The 17,491-nt window shown below is 62.7% G+C and carries 13 protein-coding genes and 1 pseudogene; 6 read left to right on the forward strand and 8 right to left on the reverse strand.

Annotated features, from left to right (window positions below):
* Window positions 1-217: 217 nt before the first annotated feature.
* The 7 genes and pseudogenes from M6689_RS15250 to M6689_RS16340 form a co-directional block, all read right to left on the reverse strand.
* Window positions 218-1,777: a GH3 auxin-responsive promoter family protein gene (locus M6689_RS15250; RefSeq protein WP_298273342.1), complete on the reverse strand. Its 1,560-nt coding sequence runs from the start codon at window positions 1,775-1,777 to the stop codon at window positions 218-220.
* On the reverse strand, window positions 1,774-2,856 hold the full coding sequence (locus M6689_RS15255) for an alpha/beta hydrolase (protein WP_298273343.1): 1,083 nt from the start codon (window positions 2,854-2,856) through the stop codon (window positions 1,774-1,776). Before M6689_RS15255 ends, M6689_RS15250 begins: the two co-directional genes overlap by 4 nt.
* A gap of 259 nt (window positions 2,857-3,115) precedes the next feature.
* Window positions 3,116-3,262 (reverse strand): hypothetical protein, encoded by a 147-nt coding sequence (locus M6689_RS15260; protein ID WP_298273344.1) that lies wholly within the window; start codon window positions 3,260-3,262, stop codon window positions 3,116-3,118.
* 29 nt (window positions 3,263-3,291) lie between these two features.
* Window positions 3,292-3,603 carry an STAS domain-containing protein gene (locus M6689_RS15265; protein ID WP_298273345.1) on the reverse strand — a complete coding sequence of 104 codons (312 nt, stop codon included), beginning with the start codon at window positions 3,601-3,603 and terminating at the stop codon, window positions 3,292-3,294.
* A gap of 63 nt (window positions 3,604-3,666) precedes the next feature.
* Entirely contained in the window at window positions 3,667-4,641 is a 975-nt protein-coding gene (locus M6689_RS15270) for an ATP-binding protein (RefSeq protein ID WP_298273346.1), read from the reverse strand.
* Window positions 4,638-5,855, reverse strand: a complete 1,218-nt coding sequence (locus tag M6689_RS15275; protein WP_298273347.1) for a SpoIIE family protein phosphatase — start codon at window positions 5,853-5,855, stop codon at window positions 4,638-4,640. Before M6689_RS15275 ends, M6689_RS15270 begins: the two co-directional genes overlap by 4 nt.
* A gap of 210 nt (window positions 5,856-6,065) precedes the next feature.
* A pseudogene (locus tag M6689_RS16340) lies at window positions 6,066-6,335 on the reverse strand (peptidase S8); the annotation flags it as partial.
* 134 nt (window positions 6,336-6,469) lie between these two features.
* On the opposite strand from M6689_RS16340, the gene mutS reads away from it, so the two are divergent.
* From mutS to M6689_RS15300, 5 genes are all read left to right on the forward strand, one after another.
* Window positions 6,470-9,088 (forward strand): DNA mismatch repair protein MutS, encoded by a 2,619-nt coding sequence (mutS, locus tag M6689_RS15280; protein ID WP_298273348.1) that lies wholly within the window; start codon window positions 6,470-6,472, stop codon window positions 9,086-9,088.
* A gap of 2 nt (window positions 9,089-9,090) precedes the next feature.
* Window positions 9,091-10,431 (forward strand): N-acetylmuramoyl-L-alanine amidase, encoded by a 1,341-nt coding sequence (locus M6689_RS15285; protein WP_298273349.1) that lies wholly within the window; start codon window positions 9,091-9,093, stop codon window positions 10,429-10,431.
* 12 nt (window positions 10,432-10,443) lie between these two features.
* Entirely contained in the window at window positions 10,444-13,143 is a 2,700-nt protein-coding gene (glnD, locus tag M6689_RS15290; RefSeq protein WP_298273350.1) for a [protein-PII] uridylyltransferase, read from the forward strand.
* A gap of 25 nt (window positions 13,144-13,168) precedes the next feature.
* Window positions 13,169-14,056, forward strand: a complete 888-nt coding sequence (gene xerD, locus M6689_RS15295) for a site-specific tyrosine recombinase XerD (RefSeq protein ID WP_298273351.1) — start codon at window positions 13,169-13,171, stop codon at window positions 14,054-14,056.
* A 63-nt stretch (window positions 14,057-14,119) separates the two neighbouring features.
* Window positions 14,120-15,319, forward strand: a complete 1,200-nt coding sequence (locus M6689_RS15300) for a cofactor-independent phosphoglycerate mutase (RefSeq protein ID WP_298273352.1) — start codon at window positions 14,120-14,122, stop codon at window positions 15,317-15,319.
* Between the two features lie 69 nt (window positions 15,320-15,388).
* Here M6689_RS15300 and M6689_RS15305 read toward each other — a convergent pair whose 3' ends face one another.
* Window positions 15,389-15,952: a Slp family lipoprotein gene (locus tag M6689_RS15305; protein WP_298273354.1), complete on the reverse strand. Its 564-nt coding sequence runs from the start codon at window positions 15,950-15,952 to the stop codon at window positions 15,389-15,391.
* A 175-nt stretch (window positions 15,953-16,127) separates the two neighbouring features.
* Between M6689_RS15305 and M6689_RS15310 the strand changes: the two genes are divergently transcribed.
* Window positions 16,128-17,483: a UDP-glucose/GDP-mannose dehydrogenase family protein gene (locus M6689_RS15310; RefSeq protein ID WP_298273355.1), complete on the forward strand. Its 1,356-nt coding sequence runs from the start codon at window positions 16,128-16,130 to the stop codon at window positions 17,481-17,483.
* The last annotated feature ends 8 nt before the right edge of the window (window positions 17,484-17,491 follow it).

Raw genomic sequence — 17,491 nt, forward strand, 5'->3', positions numbered from 1 at the left:
GGGAGATCCTCGTCCGGGGGCCAAACGTCATGGGAAGATCATGCGCTCCTCCTCCGAACTGCAGCGGATCGCGGACGAGCTTTCCCGCATGGCCGCCTGGTTCAAGGTAAACGAAAGCCGAGCGGCGTAACGCCGGGGAGGTGAACTTCTTATCCCCAGTGGGTCGGCTTGATGGGATGGTTCGGGTGAATGTGACAGGGCGCTTTTGCCCGGCCGGTCATGGGCCCTCGGCAAAGGATGCGAGGCTGCGGATCAGCTCTCCGTCCGCCGTCGGGTCGATGTGGGGAATCTTGCTCTGGCCGCCGAGCTTGCCGCGGGCCTCTTTCGACCAGTGATAGATGCGTGCCTCGTCGACGCAGATGACCCGCGGTCCGGCGATCCTCCCCTGCTCGCGGAAGGTGGCGTAGTCCGCGTTGAGCGAGCGCAGGGACGCGTCGAGATGCCTCTCCAGCTCCGCGTTTTCCCGCTCGTGCAGTTCCCCGACGGACAGGACCCAGAGATGACGCCGTTCGGCGATGTCGGGGCCCACCATGAACTCCCGGATCTCGATCCCGTCCTGCTGGTTGAGCCGGGCGATCGCCTCCTCCACCTCCCCCTGGGTCACCTTTTCCTCGAAGCGGTCGAGAAACTTGTCCCTGCCGGTAAATTCGATGAAAAGGAGAGAACGGTCGGTGAAGCGGATGGTGTCGCCGATGTGGTAGCGCCAGAGCCCGGCGCAGGTGGAGAGAATCACTGCATAGCGCTTCCCGGTTTCGGTCTCCTCAAGCGGCACCGCCGGCGCATCCGGAGCCGGCACCCCCCGGTCGTCGAGCGCCTCGAAGGGGACGAATTCGAAGAAGACGCCGTAGTGGGGGACGAGCCGCATCCGCTCTTCCCCCAGGAGCTGGAACGCCATGAATCCCTCGGAGGAGGGGAGGACTTCGAGAAAATGGGGGCGTCTCTCCGCGAAGAGGAGGTCGAATTCGCGCCGGTAGGGCTTCATGCTCGTGCCGCCGTGAATGATGAGCTCCAGATTCGGAACGAGACTGCCGAGGGGGCGGTGCCCCATCTCCTCGACCCGCTGCAGAAGGAGGATGATCCAGGGGGGGACGCCGGATATCCCCCTGACGGAGCGGTCGGTGAGCAGGAGGGAGGCGAGGGAGACGACCTTCTCCTCCCAGGGGAGGGCCGAGACCGCCATCCCCGGCGCCACGAACGGTTTGAGATAGAAGGGGCGGTGGCGCAGGGTGATGGCGCTCATGTCGCCGCTGCTCACCCCCGGCCCCAGGTCCGAGAGATTGGTGTTCCCCGCCATGTAGAGGAGCTTGCCCTGGAAGAGGCGGCTTTTGGGGTTGCGGTGGAGGTAGCAGGCGGTCATGTCGAGGGCCGCCCGCTTGTTGGCGGCGAACATCGCGCGGGAGAAGGGGATGAATTTGGTCGGCGCGGTGGTACCCGAGGTCTCGCAGAAGAAGGGGATCTTTCCCGGCCAGGTGATGTCTTCGAGGAGCAGGCGCCGGGTGCCGTTCTCCTCACGGAGTCCGGCGCTGAAGTAGTCCCGCCAGAAATCGGCGTAGGTCCTGATCGGAACGCGCCTCCGGAACCCGGCGTAGAGGCGTTCGAACGGCTCACCGGCTAGCTCCGCTAACCCGTGCTCCCGGCCGAAGCGGGTCGTGGCGGCAGCGGCGACGAGGGTGGCCAGGAGCTCCCGCTGTGCGGCAATCGGGTCGCGGCTTTCGAAGTTCCGGGCCATGGCGGCCGCCCCCGCTTTCAGCATCAGGTCGATTCCCGCCTTGATCATGAAACCACCGCCAGTCGGACCGCGGAGACGAGTTTGTCGTACCACCCCTCGATGACCGGATTGTAGCAGTGGTGGTGAAAAATGAGGGACGCATGGGCGACCGGGTCACCACTTGTGGTGGAGGCCACGGTGCGGACCTTCCCGCGGGGGAAGAGCCGCCCCCTGAGGGTGGAGTCGCGCAGCGCCGCCAGGGTAGGAGAAGAGGGGACGAGGGTGCTCTCCTCGTCTTCGGCGACCATGACCAGCGCCGGTCCGCAGAAGATGGGTACCGTCTCGTCGAAGCAGACGTCGTTGAGGGCGAGGGTTCGCTGATACCCCCCGGTAAACGGCGTCGAGCGGATGACCTCCATGATCTTTCTTCGAATGGAGAGATGGCGGTGCGACAGCGTCCGGTTTTCCGCCCCCGCCTCGAAGAGCGCCTGGAAACAGCGCCGGGCCCGTTCGATCTGCCGCTCGATGTCGCCGACGTTCCCCGACTCCGCCAGGAGGATTCGCCGCAGGCTGCTTTCCAGCATCCTGATCCCTCCTTTCTTTTCCCGCTCCGGACGGACGAGATCGGCGGTGCAGAGGACCGGACTCACGAAAACGGTACCGCCGATGGCAAGCGCCTCGTGGACATGGGTCTGGAGAAACCGCCTGACGAGGGAGCAGCCGAAGCTGATGGAGAAGATGACCGGCCGTTCCCCCCGGCGGTTCAACTCCTCGATGAGGTCGGCCAACTGGGCGAAGAACATGGCGCTGCTGAACCCGTTTCGTGCGAAGTTGAGGTAATAGACGCTGCCGTAGCGGCGGAAGAGTTCCCGCTGGAACTCCACCGCCTCCGTGGCGTCGGGGACGAAACCGCCGACGACGATGGTCGGCGTGGTACCTGCACCCTTCTCCCTGAAGATATGGTTTCGGACCGCGTGGAAGCTCGACAGGCGCTCCCTGAGGGCGAACTCCCGCCGCCGTTTCTTCGGGGTGAACGGTTTGATGGCCATCTGGCGGATGATGCCGGTGGCGGCGGTTGCCATACCCATCATGGTTGGATTGCCTCGAACGACCTTCTGGGCCAGGGGGAGCACGGCGCTGTTGATCATGGGAACTCTCCGTTGTTTTTTGGATAGTTATGGCATGGGATGGTTACAGCGCTGTTTCGGGGATGAAAAAAGTGGGTTGTCGCCCGATTGCTCGCTAGCGCATGGTCGATTCCCCTCAAAGGGGGTGGCCATGGAGGGACAGGGGGTGGTGGATGGTTTTGCCAGAAGGTATCCCTGGCCCAGGGTGACGCCGGCCTGGACGAGATGATCGAGTTCTTCAGGAATGGCAATGTCGAGATCGTCCACGATAATCGACCGGTCAGCTGTTCAGCATCTCGGCAAGTTCCTTGCCGAAATAGGCTGTGTTTGCTTCGTGATAGGAATCCCTGAGGTTGCGAAATTTTTCGATCTGCCGATCCAGTTCGGACAGGCCGTTCATGTGGAGCATGCGTTGCAGGAACTTCATCGGGAACCTCCTGGCATGTACCGACCGGTTCATTGCTCGGGAGTGGCGAGCAGGTAGATGCCCGTCATCTTGAAGAGCATCGCGTTCATCTGGTTCAGACCGCAGAGGGAGACCCGGACGTTTTTCCTGTCCCGAAGAGACTTGAGAAACCTCAGGAGGAAGGCAATCCCCATGGAATTGATCCTGCCCGTGCCGCTGAAATCGCACCGAACATCCGGTCCCCTCACTTGCCCTGATAAGCCGTTCATGATCTGCTCGGCCTTGGCGTCGATTGTCCCGCAAAAATAGATGACGTCTGCGATACCGTCGCGCACCACCTCGACTCTGAAATCGGTTTCCATGGAAGTATCTCCTTTCGTTTTGTGTGCCTCCCTCCTCCCTGAGCGCTGCACGACGGCTGGTGTTCAGGCGCAGGCGCGCCATGTGGTGATGTGGAATCCCGGTGCGTCCGACAGATCCTCGGGTGTCCTGAGCCTCACGTGCCCGCTGACGACTGTCTCTCTGCCGGGGGATATGGAGATATGGAGATGGTCGATGAAGCGCCAGATGAGGAACAGCCCCAGTCCTCCTTCCGTTGGAGGGAGCCCCTCCCGCTCCCGGTTCCTGCTGAAATGGTCGACAACCTCCACCGGGTGGAGGCTTCCCCAACCGTCGGCCAACTCCATGGCGAGGTTTTCGCCATCGAAGCCGAATCGGAACATAATCCTTTCGCCGGGGAGGATTGTGCGGGGCTCTCCCTTGCGGAAAAGCTGGCTTCCCCTCTGGTCGCGCGGGGCGCCGTAGAGGGCGTTCTCGATCATTTCGTCCGCAATCAGGGCGGCCCGCTGGCGGAGGAACTCCGCCTCGGCCGTGCTCCCGCCCACGGCCTCCACAAGGTGCGCTATGAGCGTCTCCTTCTGATCGCTCGACTCAAGAAGGAACTCGCGGGCCACGGTCCCTGGCCTGAGGCAGGTCGATATCCGCTCGCGCGCGTCGTCCGCAAGGGATGAAATGGCGATACTGAGGGGAGACTTCCGGCGCCTTTCTTCGTCCGAGGGGGAAAGTGCAGGAACGACAATAAGATTCCTGATGCCGTCCTTGAGGATAGGGCTGACGGCGGGAAAGGGAGCGGCTGCCGGCGAAACTAGAAGAATTTCCGCGGCGGGGTGCAGCTTCCTGATCACCTCGAGAACGACCGGTGCTTCAGCCGGGTAAAACCGGCCCGACAGGAGGATGAAACGGGACATCGGGACGGCTGCGCATGCCCTTTGGACCGACGGGGGAGACGGGTCGCTTATCACCACGGTGACGATACCGGGAATGGCAGCCAGGTCGTTTTGCCAGATGTTCAGATCCGCTTCGTCTCTGAGAAGGGCGAGGATGGTCGGGTTCGTGGTCATGACTGCTCCTGTGGACCGTTGTTGAATGAGGCAATGAGGAGAGTGACGTCGTCTTCGAGGTTTTCGGTGTCGGTAAAGTGCCGAATGGCCGAGAAGAGCTGACGCCGCAGAATTTCGGCGGGAACATCCCCGTGCTCGCGTAGAAATGTCTCGAACCGGTCGTATCCGAAATCGTTTCCCGCCTGGTCGGTAGCCTCGATGATCCCGTCGGTGTAAAGGAATAACCGGTCTCCCTCGCCGAAGGGAATGATCCACTCTCCGTAGGCTGCATCGGACTCGAACCCAAGGGGAAATCCGGAAGCATTCTCAATGCGTTCAAGGAGCCGTGGCGAGTGCCGGTGGAGGTACGGAAAGGAATGTCCGGCGTTGGCGATGGTGGCGATCCGCCGCTCTTGATTGATGCTGATGGCGATGCAGGTCATGAGGAGCCTTTGCTGTGCCGTGGCCAGAATGGCGTTGTTCATGCCCGCCAGCAGCCTCGCGGGAGTGGTGGTGCCCGCCGCAATAAGGGTATGGAGGCTCGCCTTGGCCGCCGTGGTGACCATTCCGGCCTGCACTCCGTGGCCGCTCACATCTCCCATGACGATACAGACCGTGCCGTCTGCGAGTTGGACGTAATCGTAAAAATCGCCTCCGATTTCCGTAGAGGTGACCATCTCCGCGCTGATGGCGATATTGCCGAACCGGCCGGCAGGAAGCGGCAGGAGATCCTGCTGAATCCGGCTTGCCGTGTCGACCTCCTCCCTGATGCGGGCCGTGAGGCGGTTCAGGGTTTCCAGCAGTCTCGCCTGGGTGCGGGCGATGCTCATCATCAGGAGCGCCACTGAAGCGATGCCGAGGCAGCGCGTACCTTCCATCACCGGAAACGAGTCGATCTCCAGGGATGGATCGGCTGTAACGAGCCGTTCCATGGCGCTGTTCACGTCGAGGCCGGCATCCAGAGCAAAGGGATGCTCTTCAAGTAACAGCCTGATTGGCTTCTTCCCGAAGAGCTCCATGGTGAAGGGGCGCCCGAGGTGCCGGAAGAAAAGCACTTTCCGGCTTATGATCCCGAGAAACTCTCCACCGTCTATTATCGGCAGGGCAAGAAGCGTTTCGTCGCGTTGGAATATGCCGACCACTTCGCGCACGGTGAGTTCCGGTGAGATTCCCGCGTTGGGAACCGTGATCTCCCGCAGCAACGGCACTTCATGCAAACTGCAACTTTCGGTCATGTCAGGATACTCACTCTGGCGATCTGCTTTGTTACGGTACATCCGGCAATTTTGCCGTCGAGATCATCTTCTCATTAAGCAGTATCGGCCAGAAACGTTACCGATATGTCACAACGGGATGAAATCTTTTGGAATTATTGGAAGAGGGAATCTTACCTTGCGCGCTTACGTAAGAGTGCAACAAGCAATGCGAGGAGAGGGACCGCCTGAACCGGTAGCCCGGGAACGGTTCTGGTCGAGGGTCTCCGCCGGAAACGCCGCGCGCAGGGCCGCGACTGCGCCAGCAACAACGGGAGATGCCTGGGAGGTGCCGGCATAACTGCTGCCGGCGGCGGTAATGATTGCTCCGGGGGCGAGCATGGTGAGAAATGAAGTGCTGTTGGAAAAGCAGGTAACCTTGTCGGCCGCTGTGACCGAGTCAGCGCAGGGGGACCAGCTCTGGCTCCCGAGGTTTGCGTCGTAGACCGCTCCGACGGAAACAATCTAACCGCTGCGGTCAGCTTTTTTTGTATCAACTCCAGTGGTGCGTGCGAATCTGACCGGTTTGGGTCTTACAATGGGCGCTCTTTTCTGGTACGATACCTTCCCAATCAAGTAACTGCAAGGTTTTATCGATGTCCGAACTTACCCCGATGATGCGCCAGTACCTGGAGATCAAGGCGGACTATCCCGACGCGATTCTCTTCTTCAGGCTCGGCGATTTCTACGAAATGTTTCTCGACGACGCGGTCAAGGCGTCGCGCATCCTCGACATTACCCTTACCTCGCGCGGCAAGGGGGGCGACGGCAACGACGTTCCCCTCTGCGGCGTCCCGTACCATTCGTCCGCACCCTATATCGCCCGGCTGATCGAGGCGGGCGAAAAGGTCGCCATCTGCGAGCAGGTGGAGGATCCGAAAAGCGCCAAGGGGATCGTTCGCCGCGAGGTGGTGAAGGTGGTTACCCCGGGGCTCGTGGTGGAGTCCGAGAGCCTCTCCCCCAAGGAAAACAACTACCTCCTATCCCTCTTCGGCGGTGATGGTCCCCGCTGGGGGGTCGCCTATCTGGACCTTTCCACCGGCGATTTCCGTGTCACGGAGACAGACGGGGAAGATGCGGTCTGGAGCGAGGTGGCCTGCGTCGACCCGCGGGAGATCCTGGTGCCGGCCACCCTGCGGGAGAACGGCCGGCTGGGAGAGCGGGCGGACCTGGCCGCGGGGAGGATGATCTCGGTCATCGACGACTGGGTCTACGACCGGGATTACGTGGAGCGGCTCATCCGCAACCATTTTGGGGTCGCCTCCTCCGACGCCCTCGGCTGCGGCGGGCTGGCCGAGGGGCTGCAGGCGGCGGCTGCGGTTCTCCACTATCTACAGCAGACCCAGAAGGGGAGGGTGGACCATATCCGGGACCTTCGGGTCTACCGCACCCGGGAGTTCCTCGTCCTCGACGAGTCAACCCGCCGCAACCTGGAGCTGACGGCCACCCTGTCGGAGGGAAAACGGCGGGGGTCGCTCCTGGGGCTCCTCGACCGGACGGCCACCGCCATGGGGGGGAGAAAGCTCAGGCAGTGGATCAACTACCCCCTTGTAAATGTCGAAAAGATAACGAAAAGACAGGACGCGACAGCGGAGCTGGTCTCCGCCGCCGGGCTGCGGACCGCGCTGCGGGAAGTGCTCGACGGGATCTATGACCTGGAACGCCTGAATGGCCGGATCAGCCTGGCGAGCGCCGGGGCCAAGGATCTCGTGGCGCTGCGGGCATCGCTGGAGAAGATTCCCCCCCTCTTCGATCTTCTCGAAGACGCCGGCGCATCGCTTCTGCGCGAGATCAGATCGGGCATCGACCCCCTGGAGGACGTGAAGGAGCTCGTTGCCCGGGGGATCGTGGCGGATCCTCCCTTCGTCCTGCGCGAGGGGGGAATCATCGCCGACGGCTACCACGCCGAACTGGACGAGCTGCGCGTCATTAGTCGCGAGGGGAAGGGGTTCATCGCCCGTCTTGAGGCGAAGGAGAAAGGGCGGACCGGCATCGCCTCCCTCAAGATCCGTTACAACAAGGTCTTCGGCTACTACATCGAGGTGACCAAGTCGAACCTTTCGTCGATCCCCGACGACTACATCCGCCGCCAGACCTTGGCCAACGCCGAGCGCTTCATTACCCCCGAGCTGAAGGAGTACGAGGAGAAGGTGCTGGGGGCCGAGGAGCGGATCGTCGAGCTGGAGTACGGGCTCTTCCAGGAGATCAGGCAGCAGGTGGCAGCCCAGGGGGAGCGGATCGCCCGGACCGCGGACCGACTCGCCACCCTCGATGTCCTCGTCGCCCTGGCCGAGGTGGCCCACGAGCGGGGGTACTGCCGGCCGCTCGTGGACGAGGGGGATGTCTTTTCCGTGACCGAAGGGCGTCACCCGGTGGTGGAGGCCCTCAATGTCTCCGAACGCTTCGTGTCGAACGATCTGCTGCTCGACAACGCCGGGAACCAGCTCGTCATCATCACCGGACCGAACATGGCCGGCAAGTCCACCTTCATGCGGCAGGTGGCCCTCATCGCCCTCATGGCCCAGATGGGGAGCTTCGTCCCGGCCACCGAGGCCCGCATCGGGATCGTCGACCGGATCTTCACCCGGGTCGGGGCCTCTGACAACCTGGCCCGCGGGCAGTCGACCTTCATGGTGGAGATGATGGAGACCGCCGCGATCCTGCGTAACGCGACCCCCCGCAGCCTCATCGTTCTCGACGAGATCGGCCGGGGCACCTCCACCTTCGACGGCGTCTCCATCGCTTGGGCCGTGGCCGAGTATCTCCACGACACGGAGCGCTGTGCGGCCAAGACCCTCTTCGCCACCCACTACCATGAGCTGACCGAGCTGGCGGTGACCCGCGGGCGGATCAAGAACTGCAACGTCGCCGTGAAAGAATGGAACGATCAGGTGATCTTTCTGCGCAAGATCGTTCCGGGGGGGGCGTCCCACTCCTACGGCATCCAGGTGGCGCGGCTGGCGGGACTTCCCGTGGAGGTGATCGAGCGGGCCAAAGAGATCCTCCAGAACCTGGAGAAGGGGGAGTACGCCGAGGGGGGGGTGCCGCGTATCGCCAAGGGGAAGAAGGGGGGAGTGCCGAAGGAGTCCCCCCAGCTCTCTCTTTTCGATCAAGGCGCCGATCTGCTGCGCGCCCGGATCGCTGGTTTGAATATTGCAGCTTTGACACCTCTTGAGGCGCTCAATATTCTCGACGAGTTGAAAAGGATGGTCTGAACGTGACGAAGCTTTGCCGGACAAGTCTTGTTGCCACCGTGTCGCTGTTGCTCGCGCTGTTCGTCCTCGGCACCGTTGCCCCGGCAGCGGAGGGGGGGGCCTCTCGCGACGGGAAAAGGACGGTGGCGGCCACAAAGAAGAAGGGTGTCAAGAGGCCGTCGGCCGCCTCCGGCGCTTCCGCTGCGAAGGGGACGGGGGAGAGCATCGTCGGCGCCAAGGCGGTGGTAAAGGATATCCGATACTGGTCGAACCCCGACTATACCCGGGTTTCCATCGCCGTTGACCGGGAGACCCGTTTCGAGGCGCACCAGATCAAGCAGCACCCGGCCGATCCCTATCCCTCCCGCATCTACATCGATCTTGAGGGGGCTCGCCTTGCTCCGGGGCTGAAGGACATCCCCATCGGTGACGGCTTCCTGAAGACCGTCCGCTCCGCCCAGTACAGAGCCGATGTGGTGCGGGTGGTGCTCGATCTGGAGAAGATCAAGGATTACAAGGTCTTTTCCCTTGCCGATCCGACCAGGATCATTGTCGACGTGAAGGGGGAGCGCCCCCTGGAGATTTCGCGGCTCACCGAGCATATCCAGGCTGCCCCCGCCGCGGCGGCCGAGGTGAAAAGGCCTGAACCCCGCGAGGAGAAGCCCATCCCCATCGCCAAACTGAAGCCGGGGAAAATACGCCGGATCGTGGTCGACCCCGGCCACGGCGGCCATGACCCGGGGGCCATCGGTGCCAATGGAACACAGGAGAAGGATGTGGTCCTCGCCATCGGCCTCAAGCTCGCCGAAAAACTCCGGTCGGAGCTCGGCGTTGACGTGGTCATGACCCGTTCCACCGATGTCTTCATCCCCCTCGAAGAGCGGACCGCCATCGCCAACAAGGTGAACGCCGACCTCTTCGTGTCGGTCCACGCCAACGCCTCGCTCAACCGGGGGGCGGCGGGGATCGAGACCTACTACCTGAACCTGGCCAAGACCGAGAAGGCGGCCCAGGTGGCTGCCCGGGAGAACAACACCTCCCTCGAAAAGGTAAGTCTGCTGCAGGCGATCCTCTTCGACCTGATGGCCAATTACAAGATCAACGACTCGGCCCACCTGGCCGATGAGGTCCAGAAGGCGGTCTACAGGAAGATCCACGGCAGTTATCCGGGCTCCAGGAACCTCGGGGTGAAGCAGGGGCCGTTTTACGTGCTGGTGGGGGCCACCATGCCGAGCATTCTCGTGGAGAGTGCCTTCATCAGCAACGAGGCCGAAGAGGCACGGCTCAAGAACCCCGAATTTCAGGAGCGGGCCGCCGATGGGATCGTGGAAGGAATCAAGGGGTATATCAACAGCCTGAGGTAGCCGAAAGGGGCCATGGAATTCAACATCGACCGATACTTCCCCGACATCTCCCAGGAGGCCGGCGACGCAGGGCGCGCCTCCTTCGAGGAGAAGCGTCCCCTCTACCTGGCCGCCAGCAAGCATTTCCTCACCCACTACAGGGGGGAGATCATGGCCCTCCACCGCGCCGGCGCCCGGGGAGATTCCGTGGTCCGCGAGATCACGGCCATGACCGACACCCTCATCCGCAAGCTCTTCCGGAGCATCACCAGAGACCTTTCCCAGCACGGCAAGGGGAAGAACCATCTCACCCTCATGGCGATCGGCGGCTATGGCCGAGGCGAGCTCAACCCCTTCTCGGACATCGATCTAATGTTCCTGTACAGCGGGAAGGATCAGGCCCGCGTCGAGGACATCGCCCAGAAGCTCCTCTACTTTCTCTGGGACATGAAACTCGACGTGGGGTATTCGGTGCGCAACCTCCAGGATTGCGTGGAGATGGCAGCCTCCGACAGCACGGTCCGCACCGCCCTCCTCGATGCCCGCGTCCTGGCGGGGAGCCGCATCCTCGCCAAGGAGTTCGAAAAGGTGATGGTGACCCAGATCCTCGCCAGGCGCAGCGACTCGTTCATCAGGGAAAAGGTCGATGAACTGCGGAAGCGGCGGGAAAAGTACGGCTCCTCGGTCTACCTGTTGGAGCCGAACGTCAAGGAGAGCGAAGGAGGGCTGCGGGATCTCCATACCGCCCTCTGGGTGGCGAAGATCAAGTACAAGGTGAGTGACCCGAAGGAGCTGATCGTCAAGGGGGTGCTGAGCGAGGAGGAGCTGGCGGGATATCGCGAGGCGCTCGCGTATCTCTGGCGGATCCGCAACGAGCTCCACTTTTCCGCGGGGCGCAAGAGCGACCAGCTCACCTTCGATGCCCAGACCCGGCTCGCCGCCTTCTTCGGGTACGAAGATTCGGGAAGGACCCTGGCGGTGGAGGAGTTCATGCGGGATTACTACCTCCATGCCACGAAGGTCGAGCATATCGCGTCGTCGCTCATCGCCACCTGTTCCCGCCGCGACGAGGGGGCGTTCCGGATCCTCGGATACTTCATCCGCCGGCCTGTCGGCGATGGGTTCTACATCCTCAAGGGGGAGCTCGTGGTCCCCGACGAGTCGGTGTTCGAGAAGGAACCGGCCCGGCTCATGAAGATCTTCGAGTACGCCCAGAAACATGGCGTTGCCATCAGTGTCGCCGCCAAGGCCCTCATCCGCAAAAGCCTCCACCTCGTGAACGACAAGTTCCGCCGGAACAAGGAGGTGAACCAGTCGTTCTTCGCCATCCTGCGCAGCGACAAGGGGGTCTCCGAGACCCTGCGGCTGATGCACCACCTGGAGTTCTTCAACCGCTTCATCCCCGAGTTCGGCCACATTTTCTGCAAGGTGCAGCACGACCTCTACCACATATACACGGTCGACATGCACTCGCTGTTCGCCGTCGAAGAGATCATCCGGCTCCTCCGCGGCGAGCGCGAGGAAGAGCTGCCGCTCCTGACCCAGCTGGCCCGGCAGGTGGACAAGCGTGAGCTTCTTCTGCTGGCGGTCCTCTTCCACGACATCGGGAAGGGAGAAGGGGGGGGGCACGCCGAGAAGGGATCGGCGATGATGCCGACCATCGCGCGCCGCATGGGGCTCTCCCGGGAGGACAGCGAACGGCTGGAGTTCCTCGTCGGTACCCACCTCCTCATGGCCCACATCGCCCAGCGTCGCGATCTCCACGACGAGAAGATGATCATCCAGTTCGCCCGGCAGATGGAGAAGAGCGAGAACCTGAAGATGCTCTACCTCCTGACCTATGCCGACATCCGGGCCGTGGGGGTTGACGTCTGGACCGAGTGGAAGGCGATGCTTCTCCAGGAGCTCTACGAGAAGGCGTTCAACGTCCTGGAGCGGGGAGACTTCCGGCTCGAAGCCCGGAGCGAGCGGGTCAAGAACGTCAAGCGGAAGGTGCTGGAGATCATCGGCATCGACTTCCCCCCCGCGGTGGTGAAAGAGGAGCTGAAGGCGATGACGATCCGCCATCTCCTCTCCAACCCGCCGGAGGTAATCGCCGAGCATGTGAAGCATCTGCTCCAGCTTGAGCACGAGAAGATCGTCACCCGCGTTTCCCACGAACCGGAGGGGGGGTATTCGAACTTCACGATCTGCATCCTGGATGTCCCCGGGCTCTTCTCCATGATCACCGGCGTCATGGCGGCCAACGGGATCAACATCCTCGGCGCCCAGATCCACACCAGCTCCAACGGCAAGGCTCTCGACATCCTCCAGGTCAATTCCCCCCAGGGATTCGTCATCACCGACGAGAGCCGCTGGAAGCGGGTCGAGGATGACCTGCGGCAGGTCCTCACCGGCAAGATCCAGGTGGGGGCGCTGGTGGCGAAGCGGCAGCGGCCGACGCTTCTCACCGAGCGGGTGAAGCCCCGTTTCCCCTCCCGGGTGGAGATCGACAACGAGGTGTCGTCCGACTATACCGTCATCGACATCTACACCCATGACAAGGTGGGGCTTCTCTACCTGATCACGAGCACCCTCACGGAGCTGGGGCTCTACATCGGCATTTCGAAGATCTCCACCAAGGTCGACCAGGTGGCCGACGTCTTCTATGTGAGGGATATCTTCGGCCACAAGATCACGAGCCCGGAGCGGCTGGAAGAAATCAGGGAGCGGCTGCTCAAGGCGATCGAATGACGGCGCGCGACGCAGCGGAAAGGCCATGAACCAGTACCTCGATCTCTTTCTCAGCTTTCTGCTGGTCGAGAAGGGGCTCTCCCGGAACACCCTTGATGCCTACGGCCGCGACATGGCAAAATATCTGGATTTCCTCGAGTGCCGCGGCTGTAATGAGCCATCCGCCGTCACCGCCGCCGTGGTGGTCGATTTCCTGGCCGCACTCAAGGAGAGCGGCCTCGGAGCCCGGAGCCGGGCCCGGGCGCTGTCGGCGATCCGGATGTTCCACCGCTTTCTCCTGGTGGAAGGGTACGCCGAGGTGAATCCCACCGCCATCATCGAGGCGCCCAGGACCGTCGGGAAACTCCCCCAGGTATTGACCGCCCTGGAGGTGGAGGCGCTCTTGGCGGCGCCGGCGGGGGAGGGGCACCTCGAAGGGCGCGACCGGGCCATGCTGGAGCTTCTCTACGCCACGGGGCTGCGGGTCTCGGAGCTCGTTGCCCTGAAGCTTCGGGATGTGAACGTCGCGGCGGGATACCTCATGGCGTTCGGCAAGGGGGGGAAGGAGCGGCTCGTCCCCATGGGGGAGTCGGCCTGCGGGGCGGTGGCGCGTTACGTAAGCGGGATGCGGCCGGCCATGGACCGGGGAGGGGACAACCCCTACCTTTTCCTGACGCGGCTGGGCGACCGGATGACGCGCCAGTCGTTCTGGAATATAATCAAAAAACGGGCACGGGAGGCGAGGATCAGGAAGCCGATTTCGCCCCACACGCTGCGCCACTCGTTTGCGACCCATCTCCTGGAAAACGGGGCGGACCTGCGGAGCGTGCAGACCATGCTCGGTCATGCGGATCTCTCCACGACCCAGATCTACACCCACGTCACCCGCGAGCGGCTCAAGCGGCTCCACGAGCAGTTTCACCCGCGGGGGTAAAAGCCGGGACTCGGGACTGGGGACTAGTGATTGGGAAAGACACTCCAGCGAAAGGAAATGTTGATGAAGTACATTGTGCTGCTCGGCGACGGGATGTCGGACGAGCCGTTGAAGGAACTGGACAATCGGACTCCGCTCATGGCGGCGAGGACGGAAAATCTCGACTACATGGCCCGTCACGGGCAGATCGGCCTGGCGCGCACCGTCCCGAAGGGGCTCCCGCCGGGGAGCGACGTGGCGAACCTCTCGGTCTTCGGTTACGACCCGCGCACCTGCTACACTGGCCGCTCTCCGCTGGAGGCGGCGAGCATGGGGGTGGAGCTCGGCCCCGACGACGTGGCGTTCCGGGTTAACCTCGTGAACCTGCAGCCGGCGCGCGGCACCCTCATCATGAACGACTACTCCGCGGGCCACATCTCCACCGAGGAGGGTCGCGAGCTGATCGAGGCGCTCCAGCGCGACATGGGGGACGACGAGTTCCGCTTCTATCCCGGTGTCGGCTACCGCCACCTGATGGTCTGGCGCAACGGCAAGCATGCCCTCACGGCGACCCCCCCCCACGACATCTCGGGGCAGAGCATCATCGACCATCTCCCGAAGGGGGAGGGGGCGGACCGACTCATCTACCTGATGAACACCTCGCAGATGATCCTCAACAACCACCCCCAGTACCGTCGCCGGCTTGAGGCGGACAAGGTCCCCGCCAACTCCATCTGGCTCTGGGGGCATGGCAAGGCGCCGCGGATAGAGCCGTTCCGTGACCGCTTCGGCCTCACTGGAGCGGTCATTTCGGCGGTGGATCTCGTGCGTGGGATCGGTGTCTGTGCCGGCCTGGACGTGATCCGAGTCGAGGGGGCCACCGGCTACATCGACACGAACTACGCGGGGAAGGTGGCCGCGGCCCTCGCTGCCCTGGAGACCCACGATTACGTCTACCTGCACGTGGAGGCGCCGGACGAGGCATCCCACTCCGGGAACCTGGAGCACAAGCTGAAGGCGATCGAGGACTTCGATGCCCGGGTCGTGGGGCCGATCATGGAGGGGATGAGGAAATTCGGCGCGTACCGCATCCTCTGCACCCCCGACCACCCGACGCCGCTCCGGATCAAGACCCACACCGACGATCCGGTGCCGTTCATCCTCTATGGCGGCGAGGGGAAGGAGCGGGAAGGGGTGCGGGGGTACGACGAGGAGTCGGCCCGGGGCTCGGGGCTCTTCCTCGATGAGGGATTCCGGCTCATGGAGATGATGCTCGGGCGGTAACTGTCGGAATGCGCGAAGGGGGCGGGATGAATTCCGCCCCCTTCGCGCGTCGTGGAAAGGCTCAACCGGTTACCATCTTCGGTAGACGGGGCCGAGGGGGCGGTACCAGTAGGGGCCGGGCCAGTAGCCGTAGTAGTAAGGGTCGTAGTAGTAGTACGGGGCAGGGGTCGGGTAGGGATACCCCGTTTCGTAATCGTAGCTCTTCCAGACGTGAATCTCCCTGATGGCAACGAGAGGGTAGGTATAGTCCACCTCGTCGAGGGGGATGGTTTTCTTCCCCTTGATCTCGCCCACGAGGGTAACGAGTCTTCCCGGCTTGAAGATCATGCTGTCGAGGAACTTGTCGGTGGTGGCGAGGAATCTCCCCTCCGTACGGAACGTATCCTCCGGCATCCCCGAGTCATCGAGCTTTACCTGCATCACTTCGAGCTGGCTTCCCTCCTTGGTGTTCTTGATCCCGGCGATCACGCCCCCCAGCATGACGTACTTGCCGATGTAGCTGTCGGGCTTCTCCTTGAGCATGCCGAAGGTGAGTGTCGGGTCGACAAGCCTGCGGGACTCGTCGCTGATCACGTGGGCGCATCCGGCGAGCGCCGTGAGCGCCAGAAGCAGCATTGCGAAGAGTTTCTTCATGGCGGACCTCCTAAAATTTCCCATCTGTTTCTTATAGTATCCCTCCCGAATTCAAAGTCAAACCTTTGATGGAAGCTCCACCGCCGGCAGGAAAGGAGGGAGGAAAAAGTCTGGAACTGGCGCCGGTATCCGTGCTATAACCACCCATTGACTTGATGATCCGGAGGAATGTCCCGTGAAGATATGTGTTATCGGAACCGGGTATGTCGGCCTCGTTGCCGGTACCTGTTTTGCCGAGAGCGGCAACACCGTAATCTGTGTCGATGTGAACAGGGAGAAGATCGAGGGGCTCAAGGAGGGGATCATCCCGATCTACGAGCCGGGGCTCAAGGAGCTCGTCCTGCGTAACAGCGCCGAGGGGCGTCTCTCCTTCACCACCGACCTGGCTGCCGCCGTCAGGGCGTCGCTCGTGAACTTCATCGCCGTCGGGACCCCTCCGGGGGAAGACGGTTCCGCCGACCTTCAGCATGTCCTTGGCGTGGCCCGCGAGATCGGCCGGCACATGGAAGGGTTCAAGATCGTCGTGGACAAGTCGACGGTCCCGGTCGGCACCGCGGACAAGGTGCGTCAGGCGGTGCAGGGGGAACTCGACGCTCGGGGGGTGCATATCGAGTTCGACGTGGTCTCCAATCCGGAGTTTCTCAAGGAAGGGGCCGCCATCGACGATTTCATGAAGCCCGACCGGGTCGTCATCGGCGCCGACAACGTCCGGACCGCCGAGATCATGAAGGAGCTCTATTCCCCCTTCATGCGCAAGACCAACCGAATGATCGTCATGGATGTCCGCAGCGCCGAGATGACCAAGTATGCCGCCAATGCCATGCTGGCGACCCGGATCTCGTTCATGAACCAGATCGCCAATCTCTGCGAGAGGATGGATGCCGATGTGGCCGCCGTTCGCGAGGGGATCGGCTCCGATTCCCGCATCGGCTACGACTTTCTCTTTCCCGGCGTCGGCTATGGCGGTTCCTGTTTCCCCAAGGACGTGAAGGCGCTCATCAAGACCGCCGAGGAGTGCGACTACGATTTCGCCCTGCTCAAGGCCGTCGAGGAGGTGAACGAGCGTCAGAAGGGGGTCCTGACCGAGAAGCTGGTCGCTTATTTCTCCCGCGACAACGCGGCCGCACCGCTGGCCGGCAGGACCATCGCCCTCTGGGGGCTCTCCTTCAAGCCCCGCACCGATGACATGCGCGAGGCGCCGTCGGTCGTCATCATCAACCGGCTTCTGGAGATGGGGGCAACGGTGCGCGCCCACGACCCCGAGGCGGTAAAAGAGGCGCGGAAGATTTTCGGCGACCGGATCGCCTACAGCGGCTCCAGCCAGTACGATATTCTCTCCGGGGCCGATGCCCTTGCCATCGTCACGGAGTGGAACGAGTACCGCAATCCCGACTTCGACCGGATCCGGGAACTCCTGACGCGGCCAGTGATTTTCGACGGGCGCAACCTGTATAACGTGCGCCGGATGAGGGAGATCGGTTTCGAATACTTCTCCATCGGCCGCAACGTCGCGGGATTCACAGAGAAATAGGGGAAGGG

This window comes from Geobacter sp. (assembly GCF_027327745.1).
Classification (GTDB): Bacteria; Desulfobacterota; Desulfuromonadia; order Geobacterales; family Geobacteraceae; genus Geobacter.

Excerpts from the sequence above, each read along its gene's own strand:
- mutS (WP_298273348.1), top strand. The coding sequence starts at position 6,470 with ATGTCCGAACTTACCCCGATGATGCGCCAGTACCTGGAGATCAAGGCG.
- M6689_RS15265 (WP_298273345.1), bottom strand. The coding sequence starts at position 3,603 with ATGGAAACCGATTTCAGAGTCGAGGTGGTGCGCGACGGTATCGCAGAC.
- M6689_RS15275 (WP_298273347.1), bottom strand. The coding sequence starts at position 5,855 with ATGACCGAAAGTTGCAGTTTGCATGAAGTGCCGTTGCTGCGGGAGATC.
- glnD (WP_298273350.1), top strand. The coding sequence starts at position 10,444 with ATGGAATTCAACATCGACCGATACTTCCCCGACATCTCCCAGGAGGCC.
- M6689_RS15255 (WP_298273343.1), bottom strand. The coding sequence starts at position 2,856 with ATGATCAACAGCGCCGTGCTCCCCCTGGCCCAGAAGGTCGTTCGAGGC.
- M6689_RS15250 (WP_298273342.1), bottom strand. The coding sequence starts at position 1,777 with ATGATCAAGGCGGGAATCGACCTGATGCTGAAAGCGGGGGCGGCCGCC.
- M6689_RS15305 (WP_298273354.1), bottom strand. The coding sequence starts at position 15,952 with ATGAAGAAACTCTTCGCAATGCTGCTTCTGGCGCTCACGGCGCTCGCC.
- M6689_RS15260 (WP_298273344.1), bottom strand. The coding sequence starts at position 3,262 with ATGAAGTTCCTGCAACGCATGCTCCACATGAACGGCCTGTCCGAACTG.
- M6689_RS15270 (WP_298273346.1), bottom strand. The coding sequence starts at position 4,641 with ATGACCACGAACCCGACCATCCTCGCCCTTCTCAGAGACGAAGCGGAT.
- M6689_RS15300 (WP_298273352.1), top strand. The coding sequence starts at position 14,120 with ATGAAGTACATTGTGCTGCTCGGCGACGGGATGTCGGACGAGCCGTTG.
- xerD (WP_298273351.1), top strand. The coding sequence starts at position 13,169 with ATGAACCAGTACCTCGATCTCTTTCTCAGCTTTCTGCTGGTCGAGAAG.